At 68.9% G+C, this 15,571-nt stretch carries 25 protein-coding genes; 14 read left to right on the top strand and 11 right to left on the bottom strand.

Going from position 1 to position 15,571, the window contains the following annotated elements:
* The first annotated feature begins 18 nt into the window (after positions 1 to 18).
* Positions 19 to 1,518: a UvrD-helicase domain-containing protein gene (locus AC3RX1_RS06630; protein ID WP_491500447.1), complete on the top strand. Its 1,500-nt coding sequence runs from the start codon at positions 19 to 21 to the stop codon at positions 1,516 to 1,518.
* A gap of 55 nt (positions 1,519 to 1,573) precedes the next feature.
* Here the strand turns inward: AC3RX1_RS06630 and AC3RX1_RS06625 are convergent, their stop codons facing one another.
* Together AC3RX1_RS06625 and AC3RX1_RS06620 are read right to left on the bottom strand one after the other, a co-directional pair.
* Positions 1,574 to 2,353 carry a phospholipase D-like domain-containing protein gene (locus AC3RX1_RS06625; protein WP_491500446.1) on the bottom strand — a complete coding sequence of 260 codons (780 nt, stop codon included), beginning with the start codon at positions 2,351 to 2,353 and terminating at the stop codon, positions 1,574 to 1,576.
* Positions 2,354 to 2,374: 21 nt separating this feature from the next.
* Positions 2,375 to 2,740 carry a hypothetical protein gene (locus AC3RX1_RS06620; RefSeq protein WP_491500445.1) on the bottom strand — a complete coding sequence of 122 codons (366 nt, stop codon included), beginning with the start codon at positions 2,738 to 2,740 and terminating at the stop codon, positions 2,375 to 2,377.
* Positions 2,741 to 2,848: 108 nt separating this feature from the next.
* Between AC3RX1_RS06620 and AC3RX1_RS06615 the strand changes: the two genes are divergently transcribed.
* From AC3RX1_RS06615 to AC3RX1_RS06600, 4 genes are read left to right on the top strand one after another with little or no spacing between them, the layout of a single operon-like run.
* Entirely contained in the window at positions 2,849 to 3,217 is a 369-nt protein-coding gene (locus AC3RX1_RS06615; RefSeq protein ID WP_491500444.1) for a hypothetical protein, read from the top strand.
* Positions 3,218 to 3,222: 5 nt separating this feature from the next.
* Positions 3,223 to 3,867 (top strand): 5' nucleotidase, NT5C type, encoded by a 645-nt coding sequence (locus AC3RX1_RS06610; RefSeq protein ID WP_491500443.1) that lies wholly within the window; start codon positions 3,223 to 3,225, stop codon positions 3,865 to 3,867.
* Positions 3,868 to 3,899: 32 nt separating this feature from the next.
* Complete coding sequence (locus tag AC3RX1_RS06605; RefSeq protein ID WP_491500442.1) at positions 3,900 to 4,331, top strand: dATP/dGTP diphosphohydrolase domain-containing protein; 432 nt, start codon at positions 3,900 to 3,902, stop codon at positions 4,329 to 4,331.
* Complete coding sequence (locus AC3RX1_RS06600; protein WP_491500441.1) at positions 4,328 to 5,242, top strand: J domain-containing protein; 915 nt, start codon at positions 4,328 to 4,330, stop codon at positions 5,240 to 5,242. Before AC3RX1_RS06605 ends, AC3RX1_RS06600 begins: the two co-directional genes overlap by 4 nt.
* Before the next feature lie 6 nt (positions 5,243 to 5,248).
* Here the strand turns inward: AC3RX1_RS06600 and AC3RX1_RS06595 are convergent, their stop codons facing one another.
* The 6 genes from AC3RX1_RS06595 to AC3RX1_RS06570 all read right to left on the bottom strand — a co-directional run bounded on the left by AC3RX1_RS06595 (position 5,249) and on the right by AC3RX1_RS06570 (position 8,752).
* A complete protein-coding gene (locus AC3RX1_RS06595) occupies positions 5,249 to 5,863 on the bottom strand; it encodes a RusA family crossover junction endodeoxyribonuclease (RefSeq protein ID WP_491500440.1) in 615 nt (204 codons plus the stop codon).
* A gap of 41 nt (positions 5,864 to 5,904) precedes the next feature.
* Positions 5,905 to 6,294, bottom strand: a complete 390-nt coding sequence (locus AC3RX1_RS06590) for a hypothetical protein (protein ID WP_491500439.1) — start codon at positions 6,292 to 6,294, stop codon at positions 5,905 to 5,907.
* A 106-nt stretch (positions 6,295 to 6,400) separates the two neighbouring features.
* Complete coding sequence (locus AC3RX1_RS06585; protein ID WP_491500438.1) at positions 6,401 to 6,703, bottom strand: hypothetical protein; 303 nt, start codon at positions 6,701 to 6,703, stop codon at positions 6,401 to 6,403.
* An 18-nt stretch (positions 6,704 to 6,721) separates the two neighbouring features.
* Positions 6,722 to 7,417, bottom strand: a complete 696-nt coding sequence (locus tag AC3RX1_RS06580) for an NAD-dependent deacylase (protein WP_491500437.1) — start codon at positions 7,415 to 7,417, stop codon at positions 6,722 to 6,724.
* An 18-nt stretch (positions 7,418 to 7,435) separates the two neighbouring features.
* A complete protein-coding gene (locus AC3RX1_RS06575) occupies positions 7,436 to 8,161 on the bottom strand; it encodes a poly(ADP-ribose) polymerase family protein (protein ID WP_491500436.1) in 726 nt (241 codons plus the stop codon).
* Positions 8,162 to 8,197: 36 nt separating this feature from the next.
* A complete protein-coding gene (locus tag AC3RX1_RS06570) occupies positions 8,198 to 8,752 on the bottom strand; it encodes a WGR domain-containing protein (protein ID WP_491500435.1) in 555 nt (184 codons plus the stop codon).
* A 97-nt stretch (positions 8,753 to 8,849) separates the two neighbouring features.
* Here AC3RX1_RS06570 and AC3RX1_RS06565 point away from each other — a divergent pair, with 97 nt between their 5' ends.
* Entirely contained in the window at positions 8,850 to 9,545 is a 696-nt protein-coding gene (locus tag AC3RX1_RS06565; RefSeq protein WP_491500434.1) for a hypothetical protein, read from the top strand.
* Between the two features lie 212 nt (positions 9,546 to 9,757).
* On the opposite strand, the gene AC3RX1_RS06560 is transcribed toward AC3RX1_RS06565, so the two are convergent.
* The 3 genes from AC3RX1_RS06560 to AC3RX1_RS06550 are packed head-to-tail and all read right to left on the bottom strand — an operon-like array spanning position 9,758 to position 10,953.
* A complete protein-coding gene (locus AC3RX1_RS06560) occupies positions 9,758 to 10,069 on the bottom strand; it encodes a hypothetical protein (protein WP_491500433.1) in 312 nt (103 codons plus the stop codon).
* The gene (locus tag AC3RX1_RS06555; RefSeq protein ID WP_491500432.1) at positions 10,069 to 10,296 is read right to left on the bottom strand and encodes a hypothetical protein; all 228 of its coding nucleotides are present in this window, start codon (positions 10,294 to 10,296) and stop codon (positions 10,069 to 10,071) included. The genes AC3RX1_RS06560 and AC3RX1_RS06555 overlap by 1 nt, the downstream gene beginning before the upstream one ends.
* A 54-nt stretch (positions 10,297 to 10,350) precedes the next feature.
* Entirely contained in the window at positions 10,351 to 10,953 is a 603-nt protein-coding gene (locus AC3RX1_RS06550) for a hypothetical protein (protein ID WP_491500431.1), read from the bottom strand.
* A 32-nt stretch (positions 10,954 to 10,985) separates the two neighbouring features.
* Between AC3RX1_RS06550 and AC3RX1_RS06545 the strand changes: the two genes are divergently transcribed.
* The 8 genes from AC3RX1_RS06545 (at position 10,986) to AC3RX1_RS06510 (ending at position 15,509) form a co-directional block, all read left to right on the top strand.
* Positions 10,986 to 11,261 (top strand): hypothetical protein, encoded by a 276-nt coding sequence (locus AC3RX1_RS06545; protein ID WP_491500430.1) that lies wholly within the window; start codon positions 10,986 to 10,988, stop codon positions 11,259 to 11,261.
* Positions 11,262 to 11,282: 21 nt separating this feature from the next.
* On the top strand, positions 11,283 to 12,167 hold the full coding sequence (locus AC3RX1_RS06540) for a GtrA domain-containing protein (protein ID WP_491500429.1): 885 nt from the start codon (positions 11,283 to 11,285) through the stop codon (positions 12,165 to 12,167).
* Between the two features lie 37 nt (positions 12,168 to 12,204).
* On the top strand, positions 12,205 to 12,519 hold the full coding sequence (locus AC3RX1_RS06535; RefSeq protein WP_491500428.1) for a protein-tyrosine phosphatase family protein: 315 nt from the start codon (positions 12,205 to 12,207) through the stop codon (positions 12,517 to 12,519).
* Positions 12,516 to 12,851: a hypothetical protein gene (locus AC3RX1_RS06530; protein WP_491500427.1), complete on the top strand. Its 336-nt coding sequence runs from the start codon at positions 12,516 to 12,518 to the stop codon at positions 12,849 to 12,851. Before AC3RX1_RS06535 ends, AC3RX1_RS06530 begins: the two co-directional genes overlap by 4 nt.
* On the top strand, positions 12,841 to 13,158 hold the full coding sequence (locus AC3RX1_RS06525; protein ID WP_491500426.1) for a hypothetical protein: 318 nt from the start codon (positions 12,841 to 12,843) through the stop codon (positions 13,156 to 13,158). The genes AC3RX1_RS06530 and AC3RX1_RS06525 overlap by 11 nt, the downstream gene beginning before the upstream one ends.
* 210 nt (positions 13,159 to 13,368) lie before the next feature.
* Positions 13,369 to 14,355 (top strand): DUF4192 family protein, encoded by a 987-nt coding sequence (locus AC3RX1_RS06520; RefSeq protein WP_491500425.1) that lies wholly within the window; start codon positions 13,369 to 13,371, stop codon positions 14,353 to 14,355.
* Between the two features lie 48 nt (positions 14,356 to 14,403).
* Entirely contained in the window at positions 14,404 to 15,126 is a 723-nt protein-coding gene (locus AC3RX1_RS06515; RefSeq protein ID WP_491500424.1) for a metallophosphoesterase, read from the top strand.
* Positions 15,126 to 15,509, top strand: coding sequence for a hypothetical protein (locus AC3RX1_RS06510; RefSeq protein ID WP_491500423.1), 384 nt, complete (start codon positions 15,126 to 15,128; stop codon positions 15,507 to 15,509). The genes AC3RX1_RS06515 and AC3RX1_RS06510 overlap by 1 nt, the downstream gene beginning before the upstream one ends.
* Positions 15,510 to 15,571 lie beyond the last annotated feature (62 nt).

Here is a 15,571-nt window from a genome sequence, read left to right as displayed (position 1 = left end):
GAAGAATCGAGCACACCCTTGAGCAACACACCGACCTCCGAGCAGCAGGCCGCGATCACCGCATTCACCTCCGGCGGCAACGTACGCGTGTACGCGGGAGCGGGTACCGGGAAGACGAGCGCACTGCGGTTCATGGCGGAGCGCGCGGCGGGCCGGCGCGGGCTGTACCTCGCCTTCAACAAGTCGGTCGCCGACGATGCACGTCGGCGGTTCGCGGGCACGGGTGTCCACTGCTCGACCGTTCACGCCCTCGCCTATGCCACGCACGGTCAGGCGTCGCGCGCCCGGATGAACCAGAAGTTCCTGTTCTGGCCACAGAAGGCGAAGCTCCTCGGCGTCGACGACAAGTTCGCGATCGGCGGGACGTTCCTCACCCGGCAGACCCTCGTGCGGCTCGCCGAGGAGACGGTGAGCGCGTTCTGCCGGTCGATGGACCGAGAGATCACCGCGGACCTCGTGACCCTCCCGGCCACCGTCCTCGGCACCCAGGGGGAGCGCCGGCGGCTGCGGGAGCGGGTGGCTGAGGCGGCACGTGTCTGGTGGGCGGACTGGATGAACCCCGACGGTCAGCTCGCACACAAGCACGACACGTACCTCAAGCGGTTCGCGCTCGACGAGCCGGACCTCGGCTACGACTACATCCTGGCCGACGAGGCCCAGGACCTCGAGCCGCTGACCGTCGGACTGCTCGGTCAGCAGCGCGCCCAGATCATCGCGGTCGGAGACGCCAACCAGGCGATCTACGAATGGCGCGGGTCGATCGACGCGCTCGACTTGTTCGGCGGTGAGCGGGTGAACCTCACCCAGTCGTTCCGGTTCGGGCAGGCGATCGCCGACGAGGCGAACTTCTGGCTCGACCTGCTCGGCTCCGACATCCGGTTGCAAGGCCTGCAGGACAAGAAGTCCAGTGTGTGGCGCAGCGAGCGGGAGCCGGAGGCCGTGCTCACCCGGACCAACGGCGGTGCGATGCTGGAGGTCCTGGACGCTCAGCGGAAGGGTCTGAGGGTCGGGATCGCAGGGGAGCGGAAGGCGAAGGAGCTCGCAGCCCTCGCCAAGGCCGCAATCGACCTGCAGAGCAAGGGGCAGACCAGTCACCGGGAGCTCGACGTGTTCGACTCGTGGGCGGCGGTCCGCGCGTTCGTGGAGGAGGAGCCGGCGGGCAGCGACATCGCGGCGCTGGTGAAGGTCGTCGATGAGCACGGCGCACAGAAGGTGCTCGCAGCGATCGAGAGCACGGTGCCCGTCGGCAACGCCCAGCAGACGGTGTCCACCGCGCACATCGCGAAGGGCCTGGAGTGGTTCCATGTGCGCATCAGCGAGGACTACAGCGAGCCGCCGATGGACAACCGGACCGGTGAGCGCAAGCCGCTGGCCGCGGAGGAGGCCCGGCTTGCGTATGTCAGCGTGACGCGCGCTCAACGCCACCTCGACGCACGGGGACTTGACTGGGCGCACACCCTCCGGGGCGAGCTGACGGTTGCCGACCGGACACTGGCGCCGGCCCTGGCTGGCGTGTGATCTGATGAGCGCCGTGCGCGAGCCGTTCGGCCTCGACTGACCGACGCGGCGGCCCCTACTTCTTCGCAACTGACCGGCGCTTGGCTGCCGTTTTGGTCTTCGTAGTCGCCGCGCGCTTCTTGGACGTCGCCGCGGCCTTCTTGGCAGTCGTCGTGCGCTTGCGCACGGCAGCCTTCTTGCGTGGTGCCCTTTTCGCGGGTACGCGAAGCTCTGCCCCGCGCCGATCGCCGGGCGTCGGCCGACCCTCACGGAACAGGAGGGGCTCTGACAGCGCCCAGACGCGGGAGAACTCGTAGAGGAACGCGTCGGCGATCACCGGGTCGTCGATGACCATCCCGTTCTCGATGTTCGACTCGGCCCCCGTCGTCAGGTTGAACGAGCCCGTCCACACCCGCACCGGCTCGCCGTCCTCGAGAGCGACGAGAAACTTGTGGTGCATCAGCGCCCCGAACTTGCCGCGCACCGACCACCCGGCGCACCGGACGGCCTCGAGTGTGGTTTCGTCAGCGCCGTACACCTGGTCACCGGGAACCCCACCGACCAGGCGCAGCAGAGGGGCGCGTTCGGGATGCCCGTCCACCCGCAGCCCGAACTCCTTGTTGACGACCAGGGCCACCGGTCGCTGTGAGAGGGCATCGATGAGCCTGGGTGAACGAACCCAGGCGACGCACCCGACGATCATCTCTGCGTCCCGGATGAACCGTTCGACGTGCTGGGCGATGTCGCCGAAGTGGACGGTGACATTCCCGGCGATGGCGCCGCGGTCAAGGTCGTCCCAGTCGAACCGCGTGTTGCGAGCCGGGTGGATCGTGTTCAGGTTCAGGCGCGAGGGCATAGAGCCCTATGCGCGGAGGCGTCAGCCGTTCTCGTGATCGAGTGGAGCGAGCTTCGCGAACAGGGCAGTGAGTCGCTCGATGTCGGCGATGCTCGCGTCGTCGCCGCCGGCGAACCGCTTGGCCGCGGCTGCGAGCTTGGACGCCACTGACCTCCGCTGCTGCGCGCGGTAACGGGCGTCCAGTTCCCGGGTCGGGCGCGCGATGGTCGTCGCGTGGAAGTCGCCGCGGGGAACGCTGAACCCGGCCGTCCGGTCGTACTTGCTCTCGTGCCCGTGGGCAGAGCGGACGATGGCAAGCGTCGCCGTGGTGCGCGTGATCTTCGCGCGCAAGATACCAGAGGTGCCGATGACGTAGACGTTCTCGCCCGCCTCGAACGGTGAGTTCACGAGCTGTCCTCCATGTCTGCGGCCGCTGTGGCCTCGGGCACAGCTATGCGCGGGCTCGCCGCGGACACGGAGTGCCCATGCTGCGCCGGGCTGCACGCATAGAGCGGCATGACAGTTGGAACCCTCCCTCCGGCAGTAGAGCAGATGCTGCGGGACGTACGACCCACCGATCTGCGCGAGAACGAGTTTCAGCCCGAGGGCGGCGTGACCGTGACCGTCTGGCGCACCGACACCGCTGAGCTTCCGAGGCTGACGCAGTTCGACGCGATGTGCCAGCAGCTGTCCACGTTCCGCTCCACGCACACCGGGTGGCCCTCGATCCACTCGATCGAGCATGACGAGCACCGGCTGGCCGCATGGCTGGTGGAGCAGATCGACGCACGCCTCCGATGCCACATGCCCGACCGCGCCAAGCGGCAACTCGACGAGGCGGCGCCCGGGTGGCTGTTCTCCCGCGCCGCGGTGACGAAGGGATGACCCGGATGAGCGCTCTCCGCGACGCCGTGCGTCGGTTCGAGGACCGTGTCGGGCGCGCCCCGATCATCCTGTTCGACGCCGATGGGGTCAAATACGACTGGACGCTCTGGTTCCTGCACGAGTACAACCGGATCTTCCCGACGCTGCCGCTGCGGGAGATCACCACGTTCGGGTTCATCGACGAATACGTCGGCGACCCGCGTGCGGACGCGATCAAGGTCATCATGGACCTCCCCGGCTTCTACCGGCAGATCCCGCTGATGCCCGGCGCCGTGGACGCCTACGACGCGATCGGGGAGGCCGGCGCGGTCCGGCGGACCCTCACGAGCCCGTGGCTCGGAAACCCCACCTGCGCCGACGACAAGCTCCTGTCCATCGCCCGCGACTTCGGAGTGCCGGCCGCGGAGGCAACGGTCATCGCCCGGGACAAGACGTTCGAGCTCGGCGACATCCTTTTCGACGACAAGCCGGAGGTGCGGGGCGGTAACCCGAACCCGTTCTGGACGCACGTCCGATTCACCCAGCCCTACAACGTGGGGCTGCCCGGCCCCCGCATCGACTCCTGGACCGACACGGACGCCTGGGAGGGTGTCCTGGCCGGCGTCCTCGACTCGCTGCACCACACCTTGAGGAAGGAAACCGCGCAATGAGCGCATCGCCCACATCCCAGGATTCGGTTCGCGTGACCAGCGAGACCGGGGCTGCCAAGGAGCAGAAGCTCGCCCGGTTCGATCTCATCCCGCAGCGTCCACTGACTGAGCTCGCGAAGCACTACGGCCGCGGCGCCGCAAAGTACCCGCGGGTCGGTTCTGTGGACAACTGGCGGCTCGGATTCCCGTTCTCGTCGTCGGTCGCGGCTCTGCAGCGGCACCTTTCAGCGTGGATGCAGGGTGAGGACACCGACCCGGAGCTCGGGAGCAATCACCTGGTCGCCGTCGCGTGGCACGCCTTCACGCTCCTCGAGTTCCAGATGACCCCCGGGTTCAACGAGCTGTACGACGACCGCCAGGACACGAAGATCAACCCGATCGGCTGCACGCCGGATGAGGTCCGCGAGCTGATCGCCGGGGCCCTGGCGGAGAAGACCGCGGCCGCGGCAGAGCAGGCCGGGTGAGCGACCCGTACGCCGTCCTGGGTGTCACCCGCCAGGCTCCTGACGAGGTGATCAGGGCGGCGTACAAGGCCCGCATCCGCATGACCCACCCCGACGCCGGAGGGTCCCCGGCAGACGCCCAGGCGGTCAACGCTGCCTGGGCGCTGCTGGGCACCCCGGAGGCCCGCGCACGCTACGACCGGGACCATCCGGCTCAGGCCCCTCGTGGCGACCAGCGGCCGCGCCATCAGCAGACGAATGCCAGTGAACCGCGGGAACCGCACGCGACGCCCGCATCGAACACACGGCAGTGGACTCCGGCGATGCCCCATAACCTGCCTGCCGAGGTGGACATCGCCCGCTGGCAGTGGATCACGGTGGCCGCCGCGATGGGCGTCTCGGTCCTGCTGACCGTCACGAGCATGGTGATGGCGTTCGTCACGCAGCAGCCGATCATGATGGTGCCGGCACTTGCTGCGGTGGCCTGCACGCTCCTGTGGCTTCGCTTCGATCGGCGCCTGTACGCCGGCATGGGATGGGTCGGGGCGACCCTGGCGCTGGGCGCGCCCTTGGCCGCCGACGTGCCGCCGTGGCCGGGTGCCGGCTACGCCGGCATCGCACTGTCCGCGTCGACCGTCCTGCTCTGGTCGTACCTGCGACGTCAGCGCGCGGTCAGACGGGAGACACGGCAGGCGGCGGTGCTCTTGGCGACGGCGGAACGCGACCGGCTGCACGTGTTCGAGGTGTCCCAGGCGATGATGGGCAGGGACGGCATCTGCTACGTGAGCGCCGCCACCACACGCGCCGAGTTCCGATTTCGAGAGCGCGTGTTCCCCGGCGAGTTCTTCCTTGCAGCCGACGACGACGACCGGCCGCTCATCGTCGCAAGCCGTCGCGGGGTGCGGCGCGCCCTGCGGATCTCCGGTCGGTGAGGTGGCTCAGCGAGCGCCGCTGATGCGGATGGCGATGAGCCCCGCGATCTCGTCCGCGCTCAGCTCGCTCTCGGCGAGCACGTCGAGCGCGTAGTCCTGCTCGTTGCTGAGCTGCGCGACGATGCCCGCGGCGAGGTGCTCGGCGCCCAGCTGCGCGATCCGGATGACCGCCCCGGGCTCAGCCGCGTCGGTGGGCAGAGCGTGCCGGACGTCGGTGGGGACGAATCGCTTGGACAGGTACGCGTCCACGATCCGGGCGTCATCATGGATTGTCCCGGACTGGGTGAGCGCATCGCCGGTCGATCGCATCAGCTTGTCCACGTCGGGCGGGCCTACCGGATAGGTACGGCGCGTTTTTGGGTGCGAGGTAGGGCGTGGGAGCCAGAACTCCATGTAGACCGCCAGAGGGCCATCCAGCGGCTCGAACCGGTCCGCACGGTTCTGCGCGGCGACCGCCGACAGCGACACCCGTTGACGCCAGGGCTTCACCTTCTTGCTTGACTCGACCAGGATCGCGTGGCCATCCCTGCTCATGCCCTTGAACGCCTTCGAGCCCTGCGGGGCCGGGATCCCGGGCACCCAGAACGAGAACGACCAGGGGATACCAGCGGGCGCAGTCATGCCCACCTATGCGTGAGACGCCCCGCCTCCGGGGCGCCGGCTCAGCGCCGCCGGAACAGGTGCGGGTGGTGCCGGGCGAGCTCGGTGACCTCGCTCCCGCTGAGGGCGCCCGGAATGATCCCGCGACGGATCTTCTCGTGCCTCTCGTGCGCGGCGATCAGAGATTCCAGTTCCCGGGCAAGGTGCAACGCCGTGTCACCGGCGAGTGTGATGTCGGGGCCTTCGGCCGCGCGCTGCGCCTCACGGATGATCGTCGTGATCATCGGACCGGACGCTCCGCCGTGGACGACTGTCGCGGCCGCGAGAATCGCGCGGGCGAGGTCCTGGGGGATGAGGACGCCGTCCTGCGTCGCCTGCGCGGACGCCGACGTAGGCAGGGTTCGGGCCGCGCGGTTGACAGCCTGAGCGGCACGGTGAAGATGGGGGTGCATGCCAGGGTTATGCGCGGGCTCGTGGCGCTGAGCGCCACTCGCTGTTCGTCGTCCGCTGCGCGAACGACTCACGGTTGTCCGACCCGCGGCGGGCGCCGCGCCGTCCTCAGATCGCGCTGGAGTCGTGGTCTAGCAGGCGCAGGATGAGGCGGGCAGCGGCAGGCGGAACGTCGCCGAGTGTCCCGAGGTAGGAGAGCAGCGACGCCTGGTCGAGCTGGGCGATGTCGAACCGGCTGATCGCGCCTTCGAATGCGGCGACGACGAACACGCCGGTCTGCGCGAACCGGTGGCGCCGGTGGTCATCGACCGTGTACACGCGGCGGGAGGTCCGCGGCTCGGCGACGGCCGCCGCGGACTGGAAGGTGGTGAGGCCGGCCTGGCTGGAGTACCGGAGGACGGTATCGGTCATGCACGCCTATGCGTGCGGTCAGCCGATCTCGCTGAGGATCGCGTCTACGGCCTGCGGGACGGTGACGGTCGCCGGGCCGCCGATCACGATGTCGAAGCCGCGGGAGGTTGGAGCAAGGTTCAGCTCCATCGTTCGCACGCCACTCTCCCGAGCGATGTCTACGAGGCCGGCCGCCGGGTACACCTCGCCGGAGGTGCCGATGGCCACGAACAGGTCGGCGCTGGCGACGGCCCGCTCGATGCGCTCCATCTCGTACGGAAGCTCGCCGAACCACACGACGTCCGGACGCAGCACACCCATGGAGCAGGTCGAGCAGAGCTCGCCGTAGCGGCCGCCGTCCTCGCGTTCCCCGCACAGTGGACACAGGGCAGGGATCAGCGACCCGTGCATGTGGATGAGGGAGGAGTCGGGCAGCCCGCCACGCTCGTGTAGATCGTCGACGTTCTGCGTGACGACAAGCAGCCTCCCACCGAGCGCCGTGCCCAAGCGACCGAGAGCACGATGCGCGGCGTTGGGCAACGCTGCGGCCGCGTCGCGTCGACGCTCAGCGTAGAACTCGTTCACGAGCTCGGGGTTGCGCCGGTAGCCGCCGATGGTGGCGACATCCTCAACATCGTGCTGCGCCCACAGCGCGGCGTCGGCGCCGCGGAAGGTCTGGATCCCGGACTCCGCAGAGATGCCGGCACCGGTCAGGATGACGATCGACGGACGCATGCTCCTACTATGCGCGGGTCAGAACTCGACCAGGTAGGAGAGTTTCACCTGCATCGCGTCCCACACGATCGCCTCGTGGTTGCGGACCCCGCCGGTGCCCGGGCGGACCTCGATCGAGTCGTAGGACTTGCCGCTCTCATCGGGCCGATGGGCGCGGCGGGTCACGGCGATGTGCGACTCGCTGGCCGAGGCGCGGCACTCGTAGCCCATTGCGGTGTGGGTCAGGAACATGAACGCGCTGACCGACTTGTCGCCGCCCCAGTAGCCGACGCTGTACCCGAGCGACTTCGACGCCGACCGGGAGAGGTAGACGCCATCGCCGAACATGCGGCCGGCGATGTGGATGCCGGAGCCGGTGGCCGGCGGGACGAACAAGCCCTTCTGCAGGATGGACAGCACGTTCGCCGCCCCCGTCCCGTGCCAGAGCCGGCGCACGTTCCGCACCCGCTTGTGGGTTGCGGCGACGTCGTCGCCGTGGCGGCGGTCGGTGAGCCGGTACACGTTCTTCGGGGTCCGCGTGCGAGACCAGGAGTGCACATCGGTCTGGGCGGTGTCGGTGTACCGGGAGACGACCTGCTCGTACTCCTCCGTTCCCGGGGCCACGGCCTCGATGCGGTATCGGAAGAAGTCGGCGTCGACGTCGTTGCCGGAGTCGGCGATCGCCGCCCGCCGGGCCGCGGTCGCGTAGCTGACGGAGGCTTCCAGCGCGTCGAGCAGCTCACCTTGCTTCTGGGTGCTCGTCATGGTGTCGAGCCACCCCTGCGCCCACCCGCGGCCGGCCTACACGGGGACCTTCTGCGGGACAAGGCGCAGGTACTTCTCGGTCACCCGGCCGCGCGCGTCCCCTGCGGGGAGCTTCGCCATCTCGGCGAGGAGTGCTCGGGCCTCAGCCAGTGCGGATGCGCCGATCACCCCGAGGGGTGTGGTCACCTGGCCGTCGAGGTTCACGGAGATCATGCCGCCGGAGGAGGCGAGGAGGCTGTGCTTGTTCGCGGCCACGAGCCGGTCGACGAGGCTGACGAGGACCGGGTCGGTCGCCCCTCCGGTCAGGGACACTGTGGCTGTTTCGCGGAGGGCAGCGGTGCTTGCCTCGGCGGCTACCGGCGCCCCTGAGACGACCTGCACCTCGGAGTAGCCCTTCGCCTTCTTCTGGGCGAGCGTGCGCTGGAAGTTCGAGAGGCCGCCGTGCTCGATCTTGGTCTGCCCTGCGGCTCCGACGCGGCCCCAGTTCTTCTTGACGGACCCGTCGTCGAACAGGGTCAGCCGGTAGAACTTGTTCGCGTTCACACCGGACTCGACGAGGACCAGATGCGCTTCCTGGACGGTGCTGTTCATGCACCTCTCTATGCGCGGGCTCGTGCCGCCTATGGCGGCACTCGCAGGTCGTCGCCCGTGAGGCGGGCGCCTCCCATCGGCCGCGCATAAATCGGCCATGAGCACAGAGCTGCACCCGTCGATCACCAACCCCGCCTCTCTGTCCCGGACAACGGTCACATCCGACGCAACGGGGGAGTGGCCGCCCCAGCCGACCGTCATCCGCTCTGTCCTCGATGGGCAGCTCGCGGACCGGGTTCGCCTGCGGATGGGGGAGACCGGCGAGGTGACGCTCACCGAGACGACGACCTTCGGCGGCTACTCGGTGTGGACACAGGAGAACGAGACGGAGTTCACTGTCGCGTGCGGCGGCACGGAGGTGACGTTCCACCCCGACTCATCCACGGCCGACTGGCGTCAGGACGCCGGGCGTGGCTACGACTCGGTGTTCGCCCGGTTCGATGCGTGGCTCAGCGTCGCAGAGCGCCCGCTCGAGCTGTTCAACGAGTGGTTCGCGTTCGACTCCGAGGCCGGCAGGTACGTCCGCTACACGACGAGGCCGGACACCGTGCTCCACCGTGTGATCGCGCGCCGATTCTTCAATTTCGACCACGCGAACCTCGACGGCGAGGGCGATGGCTTTGGCCGCGGATGGCAGCTAGACGCCGTCGCGAAGGCGGACGATTCAGGCTTCGCCGCGATCCTCGGCCAGCTTCCGCTCGTGTACGCGGAGGGCCTTACGATCTCCGAGGAGGTCGCCCGGGCCGTGCTGTTCGATCTCACCGACGAGGTGATGCCCGGCCGATCGCACTGACCGCTGCGCCTACTGCCGGTACATCGGCGGGGCGTCCATGTACGCGTCGTTCATCTGGTGGTTGTGCTCGAGCACCAGGCGCGGCCGGGTCACGTCATGGTCTTCGGAGAAGTCCGGGTCACACCCGGTGAACCCCTCCGGTGGGCTGCACCGCGAGCCGACTCCGACCGGGTAGTCTGCCAGTCGCGCGCGTCTTAGACGCCCGCCGTGCGTCAGCTCCGACTGACCGCCCCTGCCCAGACCCAGGTGTCGTGCGCGGCGCCTCCCTCATCCGTCCACCGGACGAGGACAGCCCGGTGCGTCCAGGCGATGGCCTGGCCCCGCACACGCAGTGGCTCGTCGTAGACCACCCGGCGCAGGATCCACGCGGCGACTGGCACCGAGGCTGCGGCGTCGGTGCGCGGTCCGCTTGCCTGCAGCTCGGCGACCGTCAGACCGATAGGTCGCGCGGCGCGGGCCTCCTTCTGCTCGAAACGGCCGATGTCGCGCTCGAGCGATCCAGGGTGACGGCGGTTCTGGCCCATCAGCGCCACACGTGCGAGATGTGCCAGATGCCCGCGTCGCACTCGACGTCGAACACCCGCGTCTGACCGGCCCCGTCCCGACCAGTGAACCGCCAGGCGTCGCCGGAGAGCCGACTCGGCGAGTCGATGGTGCGCCAGCGCCGCGAGTCCCAGACGATCCGCTCCGGACGGCCAGTTGCCGGATCGAGCCAGACGGCCACCTGTTCGCGTTCTACTGTTCCCGACACGATGGCCTCCTCTGCTCCGAACACCTGTTCGAAGTGTGAGTCTACCCCTCCGCCTTACACCCCGGTAGTCGTCAGGAACTCTCGCATCTGCTCGACGTGGTGCGGCGTGAGTCCGAGGTCACTGTGCGGCGCGATCGCCAGATGCGGGATGCCGGCGAACTCGCGGGCGACGGTCTCTCGGTGCATGGGGACCTCATCGTCGTCCACCCAGATGAACGGGCGGGGATCGTTCCGCAGCAGGCGCCGCAGCAGAACCAGCTTCCAGTCATACGGCAGGCAGCCGTCCTCGTCGCGGCCCGGGAACGCGAGGTGCCAGGCGTCCGGGAACCAGGTGCGGCCTTCGGTCGCCTGCGTGAGGAAGCTGCGAGATGACTCGTGCTCGAGCCAGGTGGTCAGCATGACGATGTCGGCGGGCAGCTCGGTGAGGTCGTTGAAGAGCCTCGGGGACACGCGGACGTGCGTGCGGAACAGCACATGCTCGCGACGGCGTCGATGGCCGGTCGGACCGCACCAGGAGCGGGGGATCATCGTCGGATGGACCTCGGCGGTGGGAATCCGTTCCTCGATCACACGGGTCTGCTCGAACCCGTACTTCATCCGCGGCGCCTGCAGAACGCCGTCGATATCGAGGACGAGGAAGGGTCGCGGGTGAGCCATACCGCTCCTATGCGCGTGCCTAGGATTGAGGCATGCTCACCGGCCGGATCCGCCCCACCGAAACGCGCACGCTCACAGCACAGGGGGAGTCGGTCGCCGAGGTGCGACAGATGGTCCTCAACCAAGTGCCCGAAGGGTGGGAGCTGACCGACGCGCCGGTGACGATGGCCAAGGCGTCGACGACTGTCTCCTGCGAGGCGCAAGTCGTCCGCCGTGATGAGGTGCGCGACATCGCCGCTCCCGACATGGACGCTCTGCGTCAGCTCGTGCCGGAGGGATGGCAGCTGCTCAGCGTGCGCACGCAGTAGCCGTTCGCGCATAGGGCCGGCATGAGAAGCCCCCGCGCCATCAGGTCCGAACCCACCGTCCGACGCGCATTCGGCATCCCCTTCACCCTCCGGCGACGCTGGCTTGCCGGCATCGTTGGCACCCTCGCGCCCGCGGGCCTGTCCGTCGGAGCCTGGCTGCTGGCAGGCGGTGTTGTGACCCCGATGCTCGCTGTCGCGTTCGTCGCCAGCATCCTCGTCTCCTGGGTGCTCGTGTACCGCTCAAGGCCGTCTGGCAGTGGCCCGGAGCCTGTGCGGTTCTACGTCGGAGCGCTGATCGCTGCGGCCGCGGTGATGCTGCTCGCACCCCTCCTCGTCGGAGGGTTCGCGATCGCCGCCGGCATCCATTACGAGAGCGTGGCGGCGGCTCTTGCCACGATTCTCGGCCCGTTCGCTGGGTACCTCTACGTCCCCGCACTCACCTGCCTGGCGCTTGCTCCCATGTACGCCCAGCGGTATGAGTGGCGCACGCTGACCGAATCGCAGGCCGACGCGCTCGACGCCCGCACATCCGACCTGGCTTGGGCGCCGGGGATCTTCTGGGGGATCGGCGCGGTGATCGTCGCTCTGATCTCTGTGGCGGCGACGGCATCGAGCCCGGAGAAGGCCGCCGTGACATCCGAGACGCACGAGTACGCGCTGCTCCAGCAGTCCGGCCATCACTACACGGTGGACGACTACGGCAAGGTGAAGATCCGGTACGTCGATGGACACGGCAAGCCTCAAACCGAATGGTTCAGAGGCGACGCGGTGACCTTCTCCAAGCATCATGATGAGGGCAGCGTGACGGTGCGCACGAGGACGACGGCGACTCCCACGCACTCCTGGTCCGTCTACCTGTGGGAGCACGTGACGCATGAGGCCGAGATCACCCTGGCGATCGAGTAGACGCCGCGCATAGTCCAGACAGACAGAAGGGGAGCACATGGACACGCTCGACATCGTCATGCCCGACGGCGGCCGCGGGCCGACCGCCGTGCACTACCTGAGCCCCAGTGGGACGTACGCTGTCGTGAAGCTCGCCGGCACCCCGCACAAGGGCACGATCGACGTGTTCCATGTCGGCACGGGCCTGCGGACCACACCGCCTCGCCACTTCGACAAGGTCCGCACCCAGAAGGTCGCCCGGGCCCTCGCCGATGACCTCGATGCCTATGACCCCGTCGATGCGGACGGCACGTTGCGCGTGGACCGTGAGGATTACCACCGGCACATCGACGAGGTCGTGGGTGCGCTGTGAATGACTACACGTGGGGCGTCCTGACCCCTTTCCTCGCGCTAGCAGGGCTTGCGGCCGTCGTGGGTGTCGCATACCTCCTTGCAGCTGCGGCCCGGCACCTCTGGGGGCGGGCGCACTACATGCTGTTGGCGCGGGTGAAGGTGGCGGAGAACCCGTATCGGTTGCGCATGAAGGGCGACCCACCCGACGACCGGCCCGAGTACGCCGTCGCCGCGAACAAGTTCCGTGACGCGCTGCTCAAGTCCCCGACCATGTACTCGGCCGCCGGCCTGGGCTGGCGGATGATCCTCGTGCGCGAGACTCGAGCCTCTGAGATGACCGATGAGCACTGACGCGCCCGAGCCGACAGAGATCGTGGAGCGGGTCTTCGACGCCTTGGATGCGGCCGCAGGACAGACACCGGCCGCGCGTATCGTCGCTGCGGCCGACGCGGGCGCCGTCCTCTCGGACAGCTGGTACGGCGTCGCACTGAGCGAGGGCGATGGCGTGACGACCTTCTCCGCCTGCACGAGCCGGCAGGAAGCGGAGGGCTACGTCCGGCTGTTCCGGGCGCACCACCTCCAGCCGGACACTGTTGGGCTGGCACGCCGGCGCGCCGGCGGTCGGTGGGAGGCGATCCCACTCGCCATCGGCGAGTGACGGCGGCCTGCACCGCGAGGCGCACGACGCGCTCGGCTGTGGCCGCGTGAGTTGTCATATGACGATTTCGGAATATAGCACCAGGCAGCAGCTGATCACGGGTGAGTCGTTCGCCTAGTGGCGAGCGACGAGCCGCGAGTGACGCGCAGCGCCACGAGCCCGCGCATGTACTGGTCAGCGCACCGACCGGTGCGCACGCTAAGGAGCATCATGACCACCGTTGTCAAGGCCGCGACCACCGCCCAGTTTCTCTCGCACGTTCCCGCTCTCCTTGGCTTCGTTCCAGAGGAGTCGCTGGTCCTCGTGCCGTTCGAGTCGAACCGCACGATCGGCGCGATGCGGATGGACCTGCCTGGCGACGACCAGATCGTCGATGAGTACGCGGCGACCGTCATCGGGTACGTCTGCAAGCTCGAGCGCACCGACGGAGTCGTGGCCATCGTTTACGGCAAGGAGAGCCGAGAACTCCTGAGCGCGATCGGAGCTCGTGCTGCCCAGTGCGGCCTTCGCGTCGTGGACCTGGTGTTCGTCACGGCCGAGGGGTACGGTTCGATCCTCGACGGCGAGCCGGCACGCCCGGTGTCTGAGCTGCTAGGTACCGGGCGCACGGCGCTCTCACCGGCGGCGGCCGCTGACGTCTTGCCCGCCGACCCGGAGGTGGTCGCAGCGGTCACCGCCTCTGACTTCCCCTTGCCGCCTTTCGACTCAGAAGGCGCACTGCTTGACGAGATCTTCCTCTACGCGGACTCGGAGAACCTCGACTTACAGCAGCACGTCCGCATGTGGTGGCTGCTCGAGCGTCCCGCGCTCCGCGATGTTGCGCTGGTCGGCTGGTGCCGCGGTCGCAGGATGGGTCAGCGCGCGCTCACCGTGCAGCGGAACTTCATGTCGGGCGCCGATGTCCCGGAGAGTCTCGGTCGCGTCATGTGCGGCGAAGGGCCGCGCCCCAACCGCAAGCGACTCGACGCCGTCATCGAACGGCTCCGCCAGCTGGAGGCCGCGCTAATCGAAGCACAGCTCCCGACAGCCGGCACCCAGGCGACCCTCGCCTGGCTCACTTGGGCGCGAGGGCAGTCCTCGGCCGCCGACGTGTTCGCACACCGCGCGCTGACCGCGCAGCCCGGCCACGGGCTCGGGCAGATCGTCGAGGCCATGGTGTCCGGCGGCAAGCTCCCGGAGTGGGTGTTCGAGCGCTGAGCCTGAGGGCTTGTTCCCGTCCGGCGGCCTCACGCGCATAGAGCGGCTGTGAGCACCGTCTTCTACACCAGCGACCCGCATATCGACCACGAGCTGCTGGCACGCCTGCGCGGGTTCGTCAGGCCGGACGGGCACGGCGACACCGCCGCGCACGACGCCTGGTACGCGCAGATGTGGCGGGCTCAGGTGACCAAGCGCGACACCGTGTTCGTGCTCGGGGACCTGACGAACGGCAAGGCGACGTCAGTCACCGCGGCGCTCCGCCTGTTCGAAGAGCTCCCTGGCCGGAAGGTGTTCATCCTGGGCAACCACGACCCTGCACACCCGGCCCACAAGGACTCGATCCGCCGGGAGGTGCAGCAGTCGTGGCACGCCGTGTTCGACGCGGTGCAGCCGTTTGGCCTGCGCCGGGTGTCGGTTGCCGGCGTCCGCCGGCACGTCCGGATGTCGCACTTCCCGCTGTTCGGCGACCACACCCGGGAGGACCGGTTCGATGAGTGGCGGCTGCGGGACAACGGCGGGTGGCTGCTACACGGGCACACGCACAAGCCGGGTCAGCGCGTCCACGACGGCCACCAGATTCACGTCGGCATCGATGCGTGGGGGAGGCTCGTGCCGCAGGAGGACATCGTCGCCCTGATCGCTGCCCGCGAGGAAGGCGCGCTCCGCCAGCACACGGAGGCGGATGGCTCTGGCGCGTACGTCACACCGACCGGCCGCATCCGGTTCGCCCCGTTGATCAGCGCGCCAGATGCCGAGGACGCCGACTGATGGCAGCGGGGCGCGAGAGGAACGACGAGATCCAGGACGCGGTCTGGGCGGCGCTCGAGCCGCGGCTTGAGGACGTCATCCGAAGCGACCTCAACGACACCCGGGGAAACCTCGCGTTCCAGGCGCTCGTTGCCCAGGTCGCCGACTCCGTCGCCACCGCCGTCAGTAGCCGCCTCTCCGCCGGCGATGCGGAGGTCGCTCGGCTGCGGCGCGGGGCGCGTGATGCTCACGACACGCTGGTCGGAATGGCAGCCAAGCCGTGCTGGGCGACCGACGGCCGGCTGAGCACCGCGGTCCGCCACGCTGAGGGAGTCCTCCGTGTGCGCACCCAGCAGCGGGACGCGTTAGAGGCCGGAGGGCGGCCAGCGGCTGGCGCCGCGTGAGGGAACGTCACGCATAGCAGACCTGTACCCCGTCGCAGGGTACTTGGCGGAGCCTACGGATG

It is taken from the genome of Microbacterium altimontanum (genome assembly GCF_058349865.2).
Note: the sequence above shows the minus strand (reverse complement) of the source record. Positions and strands in the feature narration are given on the sequence as shown.

Bases quoted from the DNA above. Each gene is read 5' to 3' on its own strand.
- AC3RX1_RS06625 (WP_491500446.1), bottom strand. From the start codon at position 2,353: ATGCCCTCGCGCCTGAACCTGAACACGATCCACCCGGCTCGCAACACG.
- AC3RX1_RS06615 (WP_491500444.1), top strand. From the start codon at position 2,849: ATGACAGTTGGAACCCTCCCTCCGGCAGTAGAGCAGATGCTGCGGGAC.
- AC3RX1_RS06610 (WP_491500443.1), top strand. From the start codon at position 3,223: ATGAGCGCTCTCCGCGACGCCGTGCGTCGGTTCGAGGACCGTGTCGGG.
- AC3RX1_RS06595 (WP_491500440.1), bottom strand. From the start codon at position 5,863: ATGACTGCGCCCGCTGGTATCCCCTGGTCGTTCTCGTTCTGGGTGCCC.
- AC3RX1_RS06590 (WP_491500439.1), bottom strand. From the start codon at position 6,294: ATGCACCCCCATCTTCACCGTGCCGCTCAGGCTGTCAACCGCGCGGCC.
- AC3RX1_RS06585 (WP_491500438.1), bottom strand. From the start codon at position 6,703: ATGACCGATACCGTCCTCCGGTACTCCAGCCAGGCCGGCCTCACCACC.
- AC3RX1_RS06580 (WP_491500437.1), bottom strand. From the start codon at position 7,417: ATGCGTCCGTCGATCGTCATCCTGACCGGTGCCGGCATCTCTGCGGAG.
- AC3RX1_RS06575 (WP_491500436.1), bottom strand. From the start codon at position 8,161: ATGACGAGCACCCAGAAGCAAGGTGAGCTGCTCGACGCGCTGGAAGCC.
- AC3RX1_RS06570 (WP_491500435.1), bottom strand. From the start codon at position 8,752: ATGAACAGCACCGTCCAGGAAGCGCATCTGGTCCTCGTCGAGTCCGGT.
- AC3RX1_RS06565 (WP_491500434.1), top strand. From the start codon at position 8,850: ATGAGCACAGAGCTGCACCCGTCGATCACCAACCCCGCCTCTCTGTCC.
- AC3RX1_RS06560 (WP_491500433.1), bottom strand. From the start codon at position 10,069: ATGGGCCAGAACCGCCGTCACCCTGGATCGCTCGAGCGCGACATCGGC.
- AC3RX1_RS06550 (WP_491500431.1), bottom strand. From the start codon at position 10,953: ATGGCTCACCCGCGACCCTTCCTCGTCCTCGATATCGACGGCGTTCTG.
- AC3RX1_RS06545 (WP_491500430.1), top strand. From the start codon at position 10,986: ATGCTCACCGGCCGGATCCGCCCCACCGAAACGCGCACGCTCACAGCA.
- AC3RX1_RS06540 (WP_491500429.1), top strand. From the start codon at position 11,283: ATGAGAAGCCCCCGCGCCATCAGGTCCGAACCCACCGTCCGACGCGCA.
- AC3RX1_RS06535 (WP_491500428.1), top strand. From the start codon at position 12,205: ATGGACACGCTCGACATCGTCATGCCCGACGGCGGCCGCGGGCCGACC.
- AC3RX1_RS06525 (WP_491500426.1), top strand. From the start codon at position 12,841: ATGAGCACTGACGCGCCCGAGCCGACAGAGATCGTGGAGCGGGTCTTC.
- AC3RX1_RS06520 (WP_491500425.1), top strand. From the start codon at position 13,369: ATGACCACCGTTGTCAAGGCCGCGACCACCGCCCAGTTTCTCTCGCAC.
- AC3RX1_RS06510 (WP_491500423.1), top strand. From the start codon at position 15,126: ATGGCAGCGGGGCGCGAGAGGAACGACGAGATCCAGGACGCGGTCTGG.